At 72.1% G+C, this 6,547-nt stretch carries 8 protein-coding genes; 2 read left to right on the forward strand and 6 right to left on the reverse strand.

Annotated features, from left to right (window positions below; all coding sequences use genetic code 11):
* Window positions 1-16 precede the first annotated feature (16 nt).
* The 4 genes from AB0B83_RS08180 to AB0B83_RS08195 form a co-directional block, all read right to left on the reverse strand.
* A complete protein-coding gene (locus AB0B83_RS08180) occupies window positions 17-1,018 on the reverse strand; it encodes a YihY/virulence factor BrkB family protein (protein WP_357577568.1) in 1,002 nt (333 codons plus the stop codon).
* A complete protein-coding gene (locus AB0B83_RS08185) occupies window positions 1,011-2,018 on the reverse strand; it encodes a diacylglycerol kinase family protein (protein WP_357577569.1) in 1,008 nt (335 codons plus the stop codon). The genes AB0B83_RS08180 and AB0B83_RS08185 overlap by 8 nt, the downstream gene beginning before the upstream one ends.
* Window positions 2,019-2,251: 233 nt before the next feature.
* The gene (locus AB0B83_RS08190) at window positions 2,252-2,830 is read right to left on the reverse strand and encodes a Clp protease N-terminal domain-containing protein (protein ID WP_357577570.1); all 579 of its coding nucleotides are present in this window, start codon (window positions 2,828-2,830) and stop codon (window positions 2,252-2,254) included.
* Window positions 2,830-3,066, reverse strand: a complete 237-nt coding sequence (locus tag AB0B83_RS08195; RefSeq protein ID WP_089001290.1) for an HTH domain-containing protein — start codon at window positions 3,064-3,066, stop codon at window positions 2,830-2,832. Before AB0B83_RS08195 ends, AB0B83_RS08190 begins: the two co-directional genes overlap by 1 nt.
* Before the next feature lie 133 nt (window positions 3,067-3,199).
* On the opposite strand from AB0B83_RS08195, the gene AB0B83_RS08200 reads away from it, so the two are divergent.
* Window positions 3,200-3,634, forward strand: coding sequence for a VOC family protein (locus AB0B83_RS08200; RefSeq protein ID WP_357577571.1), 435 nt, complete (start codon window positions 3,200-3,202; stop codon window positions 3,632-3,634).
* Window positions 3,635-3,742: 108 nt separating this feature from the next.
* Window positions 3,743-4,495 (forward strand): PP2C family serine/threonine-protein phosphatase, encoded by a 753-nt coding sequence (locus AB0B83_RS08205; protein WP_357577572.1) that lies wholly within the window; start codon window positions 3,743-3,745, stop codon window positions 4,493-4,495.
* Window positions 4,496-4,647: 152 nt separating this feature from the next.
* On the opposite strand, the gene AB0B83_RS08210 is transcribed toward AB0B83_RS08205, so the two are convergent.
* Both AB0B83_RS08210 and AB0B83_RS08215 read right to left on the reverse strand, forming a co-directional pair.
* Window positions 4,648-4,896 carry a hypothetical protein gene (locus AB0B83_RS08210; protein WP_357577573.1) on the reverse strand — a complete coding sequence of 83 codons (249 nt, stop codon included), beginning with the start codon at window positions 4,894-4,896 and terminating at the stop codon, window positions 4,648-4,650.
* A 149-nt stretch (window positions 4,897-5,045) separates the two neighbouring features.
* The gene (locus AB0B83_RS08215) at window positions 5,046-5,642 is read right to left on the reverse strand and encodes a hypothetical protein (RefSeq protein WP_357577574.1); all 597 of its coding nucleotides are present in this window, start codon (window positions 5,640-5,642) and stop codon (window positions 5,046-5,048) included.
* Window positions 5,643-6,547: the final 905 nt, after the last annotated feature.

Below are 6,547 nucleotides of genomic sequence, written 5' to 3' on the forward strand. Positions count from 1 at the left end.
GATGTCCGATGCGGAGCTAGAGGGAACTCATCTCGCCGGTGTCGTGGATCTCCTGGCGCTCGGCCTCGGGCTCCCAGAGGTCGGGCTGGGCGGGCTCGCGCACCCCGATGCGCAGCGCCTCCAACTGGGCGGCGAAGGAGAGTCCACCGAAGAGCGCCATGCCGGTCAGGTTGGCCCAGAGCAGCAACGCCATCATCCCGGTCAGCGCCCCGTACGTCTGGCCGAACCCGCCGCTGAACCGCACGTACGCGGCGAGCAGCAGGCTGGCCAGCCACCACAGCGCGGTGGCGATGCCGGCGCCGAAGAAGAGCCAGGACAGGCCGGGCTGCTTGCGGCGGGGTGCGTGCCGGAAGATCACCGCGACGGCGAGAACGGTCAGGCCCAGGCTGAGCGGCCAGCGCACCACGTTCCAGAGGCCGTTGGCGAACTCGCCCCAGGCGTAGTGTCGCTGCACCGAGTCGCCCATCGGGCCGCCGCCGACGAGGATCAGGAACCCGGTGAGCGCCGGCACGCCGGCGGTGAGGGCGAGGACGCTGGCGCGGACGTACTTCCACAGCGCGGGCCGGTCCCGCTCCACGCCGTAGATCCGGTTGGCGCCGCGCTCGATCTGGGCCATGGTGGTGGTCAGCGCGACCAGGCCGGTGAGCATGCCGAGGCCGAGCGCCAGCTCCCCGGCGCGTTCGGTGCGGTCCCCCTCGCCGAGCAGCTCGGCCACCATCGGTTCGCTCGCCCCGGGGGTGAGGGCCAGGACCGTGTCGGCGACCACCCGGCCGCCCTCCTCCACGCCGAGTTCGCTGATCAGGCCGGTCAGCGCGATCAGGAACGGCACCACGGCGAGGCAGAGTTGCAGCGCGAAGGCGCGCGAGTGGCTGAACCCGTCGCCGTAGCGGAACCGGATGAACGCGTCGCGCAGCAGGTGCCAGCCGCCCTGCCGGCGCAGTGTGTGCCAGGCGTCGTCGGCGTTGAGTTCCTCGTCGGACATCAGCCGGGTCTCCGGCACGATGCGGGTGCTACTCACGGCGGGCTTCCTCGATCAGCTGCTCACCACGCTCGGCGGCCGCCTTCGCGTCCTCGGCCAGGTCGGGATCCTGCTCCGGCTGCGGCACGCAGAGCCACAACGCCCGCCGCCGGATCTCGGCCTTCAGGGTGCGACCCGGCTCGATGAGATCGCCGTCGAGCTCCCGGGGCTGGGCCCGGTTGCTGGTGATCTCCACCCGCCTGGCCTTGAAGACCTCCATCCGGGGGACGCGGTCCTGCCGGCGTACGACCGCCCAGCCGAGCGCCAGCCATTGCCGCAGCGTACGCGGGGTGAGCACCGCGACGTCGAGGTAGCCGTCGTCCGGTTCGGCGTCGGTGAGCAGCCGCACCCCGCCCTGAAGGCGCCCGACGTTGGCGACGAGGACGGAGCGGGCCCGGCGGCGGATGGGCTGCTGGTCGTCGATGCGGATGGAGACCCGCATCGGCCGGTCGCGCAGGTGCCGGGCGGCTCCCACGACGTACGCCGGCCAGCCGATCCGCTTCTTGGTGGTCTCCGAGGTGTCGGCGAGCATCTGGGCGTCGAAGCCCATGCCGGCCATCACCGTGAAGTAGTGGTCCTCGACCGCGCCGACGTCGAGCAGCCGGCGGCCACGCTCGACGGCGACCTCCAGCCCGGCGGCCAGGTCACCCGAGAGACCCAGGTTGGCCGCGAGCAGGTTGCCGGTGCCCTGGGGCAGCACGGCGAGCGCCACCTCGGTGCCGACCAGGCCGCTGACGCAGGCCATCACGGTGCCGTCGCCGCCGCAGGCGAAGACGACGTCCACGCCGGCCTCGACCGCCTCCTGCGTCTGGCCGCGGCCCGGGTCCTCGACCGTGGTCTCGAACCACAGCGGCTCGGGCCAGCCGGCCGCGGCGAGGGCGTCGTGGACCGTCTGACGCAGTTCGTCGAGGTCGGCCACCTTCACCGGGTTGACCACCACGGCGGAGCGCAGGCCACCGCCGTCGGGTGCCGCGCGTCGCTTGTCCTGTCGAGGGTCCACGGCGCCAGTGTGCAGCACATTCGGCACGGCAGCGACCCGGCGGCGCGGTGATGTTACGCGCAGCGCAAACACGTTTGCCCCCGCCCGGGACCGTCCCCCACCTCCCGCCCCACTCCCACCCCGCCGTCGGCCCGCCGATCATGAGGTCGACGGCGGTCCTTGAGATCGACGTCCCCGCCAACCTCATGATCGCCGGGCCGGGGCAAGCCGTGCCGTGGGTGGGGTGGGGTGGGTCAGGCGGGGGTGCGGAGGGCGGTCTCGACGCGGCGGCGCAGGTCGTCGAGGTCGGCGCCGGCCTCGGTGAGCACCCGTGCGCCCAGCCCGTGGCCCTCGCGGAGCACGCCGAGCAGGATGTGCTCCGTGCCGATGTGTCGGTGGCGCAGTCGCAACGCCTCCCGCAGCGCCAGCTCCAGCACCTTCTTGGCGCGCGGGGAGAAGGGGCCGCCCGCGTACCGCCGGCGACCCCAGCGGCGGCGCGGTGCCGGCGCGGCCTCGCGCAGCGCGTCCGGGCCGAAGGACTCCTCGATCCGGGCCACGATGGCGGCCAGGTCGATGCCGATCTCGTGCAGGGCCGCGGCGTCGGCGTCGGCGAGGCCGGTGGCTCCCCGCACGGTGTGCCGGCGGACGCGGGACCGCAGGTCGTCGGCGCGGAGGCCGGCCTCGGCGAGCACCCGGGCGGCGAGGTTGTCGCCGTCGGAGAGCAGGGCGAGCAGCAGGTGCTCGGTCCCGACGGGCCGCTCGCCCTCGGTCCGGGCCTCGTCCCGGGCGTCCCGCACGACCGTGCGGGCCCGGTCGGTGAACCGTTCGAACATCACGCCTCCCAGGAAGATCCGACCGCCGGACGACCGGCGTGCTTCTTGTGGACCGCCTGCCGGCTGACCTCGAGCTCGTCGGCGATCTCCTGCCAGGACCAGCCCTGTCGACGGGCGTTGTCCACCTGGACCACCTCGAGCCGTTCGAGCAACCGGCGCAGCGCGCGGACGGCGCGCAGCCCGACCCGGGGGTCGGTGCTGCCGGCTGCCGCCGCGAGTTCCGTTGCCTGACTCATGTCGTCAACTTACGTTGACATCGCCGCCGCGTCAACCCATGTTGACAAAACTCGTCCGGGTCACCGGGTGCCAGGCGTGGGTTCGCAGCGAAACCGGGGAGACGACGGAGGATCCCGCCTCTATGGTGGTTCGATGGCGTCGGTCAAGCAGGTCCAGGTCACCTTCGACTGCGCAGAACCTGAGCGCGTCGCTCGTTTCTGGTGCGAGGCGTTGGGATACGTCGTACCGCCGCCACCGGAGGGGTTTGCCACCTGGGACGACTTCGATCGCGCGCTGCCGCCTGAGCGGCGGGGCTCCGCGTTCGCATGCGGCGATCCCACAGGCGTGGGCCCGCGACTGTTCTTCCAGCGCGTTCCCGAAGGCAAGGTCGTCAAGAATCGGCTGCATCTCGACGTGCGGGTCGGCACCGGGCTCGTGGGTGAGGAGCGCGTGGCCGCGCTTGAGGCCGAATGCGCACGACTGGTCGCGCTCGGCGCGGTGCGCGTGCGACTGCTGACTGCCGACGGCTACGACGAGTCATGCCTCGTGATGCAGGACGTCGAGGGCAACGAGTTCTGCCTCGACTGAGTGGCCGCGAACGGGCAACCCAAACCACCTGCGCCGGGAACCCACAGTACGATCCGCCGATGCCCCTCCTCCGCCGGCCGCCGCGCCGAGGTCACCGTGCCCGGTGACGTGCACCGTCTCCCGCTCGGCGAGATAACGCTGGAGCTCGCCGGCGGCAGCGTGGTCGGCAACCGCTACCCGGCCAACTTCGACGTGCTGCACGTCGACCCCGCCCTGCCCTTCGCCGCGGTGGTCGACGGCATGGGCGCCGGCGAGGGCAGCCGCCGGGCCGGCACGACGGCCATGGGCACCCTCGTCGCGCAGGTCCGGGCCGCCTGGCCCGCGGTCGACGCGCGCCAGTTGCGCACCGCCGTGGCCCACGTCCAGTCAGCCGTACGCGCCGCCGGCGCGCAGTTGGCGGAGCTGACCGGCTGCACCCTGACCGCCCTGCTCGTGGAGCCCGACGGCGGGCAGGGCTGGCTCGTCCAGCTCGGCGACTCCCGCGCCTACCGCCTGCGCGACGGCCTGCTGGAGTTGCTCACCGTCGACCACACTGCTGCCTGGCTCGGCGTACTGCACGGCTGGTACCCGGTCGGCTCCCCCGCAGCCGATCGCGCCCGCTACCAGCTCACCCGCTACGCCGGCCATCCGGACGAGCCGGAGGCGGACCTGCTCGCGGTGTCGCTGCGCCCCGGCGACGTCTGGCTGCTCTGCACCGACGGCGTCAGCGACCAGGTCGACTATCACCTGATGCGGGAACTCCTGGCGGCACCGCGACCCGAGGAGGCGGTGCGGGACCTGCTCCACGGCACCCTGGAAGCCGGCGGCGACGACAACGCCACCGCCGTGATCGTCCGGGTCCACGCCACGACTCCCCGCTGAGGGGCCCACCCGCCGCAGACGCCGCTGGCCGGCACCCCGAGGTGGGGTGCCGGCCAACGGCGATTCGACTACTGCTGTCAGCTGTTCCAGTGCTCGGCGACCAGGTCGGCGGCCTGCTGCTCCCATGGTAGGGCGGGTGGGCGGTGGCGGTGTCAGTCTGGGGGGCGGTTGCGGGCGAGCTTGATGAGCAGCACCACCAGCAGACCGATGCCGAAGACCACCATCAGGCAGCAGTCGAAGCCCCCGAACCCGGGCTGGGCGGGGCGTGCGTTCTGTCCCGCCCGCACCACGATCTCGCCACTGCCCGACGATGCCCAGGCCGCGACCGGTATGAACACCGAGAGCCCGACCGTCCCGAGGACCGTGCCCAGGCGACCCCGCCACTTGTCCCACGCAGACATGGCCCCCATCCTCGCCGAGACCCGCAACCGGGGCGCGGCGGACTACACCGGGCCTGCACGGCACGCACGGGCCGTCAGACGCCGAACTGGCCGGGCCCCGGGGTGCGGGGTCCGGCCAGTCGGGCGTTGGTTCTCACCACGGGTACGGGTCAGCTGTTCCAGTGCTCGGCCACCAGGTCGGCGGCCTGCTGCTCCCACTGGGCGTAGTGGTCCGGGTACGCCGACACCTGCACCGTCTGCGCGGCCTTCGTCAGCGGCATGTCCTGCCACCCGTCGACCTGCTTGAGGCCCTTCAGGAACGCGGTGGTGGAGTACTCGGGGTCGGTGATCTGCTCGACCGTGCCCCAACCCGAGGACGGACGCTGCTGGAACAGGCCCTGCGAGTCGTGGTCGTTGCGATCACCCAGATGACCCAGATTCTCCAGCTTCGACTCCTGCAACGCGGTCGCGATCGACACCACCGCGGCGCGCTCGTCCATGCCGGCCTTCTTCGTCGCCGCGACGATCGCCTTCACGTTCGCCACCTGCTCATCCGACAGGTCGACGTGCGACTGCGCGCCCTGCACACCGTGCGGAATCAGCTTGCCCGTGTCGGGCTTGTCGGCCTGCACGGCCACCGCGACCGCCGTGGCGTCCACGGACGGGGCACCGGTGTGGGCGGTGTCGGTCATCGGACCGGCGGCCACGCCACCGGCGAACGCCAGACCAGCAATACCAAGAACGCTCTTACGGATGATCGTGTTCATCAGAAACGCTCCATTCGGGGGTTGGCACCCACACGCCGAAGGGGGATCGGCTTTCACACGGGTGCAAGCACCGTCCGGCGCTCATGCGAACTCAGGGGGATCCAGCGAAACCTGGAGGGAATCTCCGACGAATCAGCCGGAGGAAAGTTCAGAGGGTAGATCAGCTCGGCCGTGCCGGCCGGATGTCCGACCCCGTGGGTCGAAAGGAGGGCCGGGCTGTCGCGCGGGGCGGGGGACGCCCTCACGCCGGCCGGACCATGTGTAACCACCGCCGGCCCGCCATCATTCCGGGGCCCCGGGCCCGCCATCTGTCGGGGCGGCGTGACCTCGGCGGGGTGGTCTTGCTCGGTCGTACGCAGGGTGTAACGACCCCGCCCCGGCCACGATTCCGCCCCCACGATGCCCCCGGTCACACCCCCAAACCGCACACCCGGCACCGCCACGCCAACCACCGACGACTCACCCGCTCAAGCCGCCCCAGACAGCCACCACAAAACCGGACACCCGATCACACCCGGGCCCAAGGGTCACCAACTTTGGCTCACCCGGCTCACCAAGGGCGCACCCGCCGCACCCGGCGCAACCGGCTCATCCGGCTCATCTGGCTCATCCGGCTCATCTGGCTCATCCGGCTCATCTGGCTCATCCGAGTGAACGCGGGTGAGTCGGGTGAGCCCGGTCCTCGGGCCACTGGAGGCACTTCGGTAACTGGGTCACCGGGGTCGCCCCGGACACCGGGTCACCGAGGCACCGGTGGAGATCTTGGTACGAGACGGCCCCTGGAGGGGCGGTTTCTCGCCAAGATCTCCGGCGGGAGCCCGGCGGACGGACGCGAGAGTAGGCACCGACGGGGTGTGGCCCGCCGTGCCCGGCGCAGGGATCAAGCCTGACCGCCCGGAGCCGGG

Source organism: Micromonospora sp. NPDC049060 (assembly GCF_040649055.1).
In the GTDB taxonomy this organism is placed as follows: domain Bacteria; phylum Actinomycetota; class Actinomycetes; order Mycobacteriales; family Micromonosporaceae; genus Micromonospora; species Micromonospora reichwaldensis.

Bases quoted from the DNA above. Each gene is read 5' to 3' on its own strand.
- AB0B83_RS08190 (WP_357577570.1), bottom strand. From the start codon at position 2,830: ATGTTCGAACGGTTCACCGACCGGGCCCGCACGGTCGTGCGGGACGCC.
- AB0B83_RS08195 (WP_089001290.1), bottom strand. From the start codon at position 3,066: ATGAGTCAGGCAACGGAACTCGCGGCGGCAGCCGGCAGCACCGACCCC.
- AB0B83_RS08200 (WP_357577571.1), top strand. From the start codon at position 3,200: ATGGCGTCGGTCAAGCAGGTCCAGGTCACCTTCGACTGCGCAGAACCT.
- AB0B83_RS08210 (WP_357577573.1), bottom strand. From the start codon at position 4,896: ATGTCTGCGTGGGACAAGTGGCGGGGTCGCCTGGGCACGGTCCTCGGG.
- AB0B83_RS08215 (WP_357577574.1), bottom strand. From the start codon at position 5,642: ATGAACACGATCATCCGTAAGAGCGTTCTTGGTATTGCTGGTCTGGCG.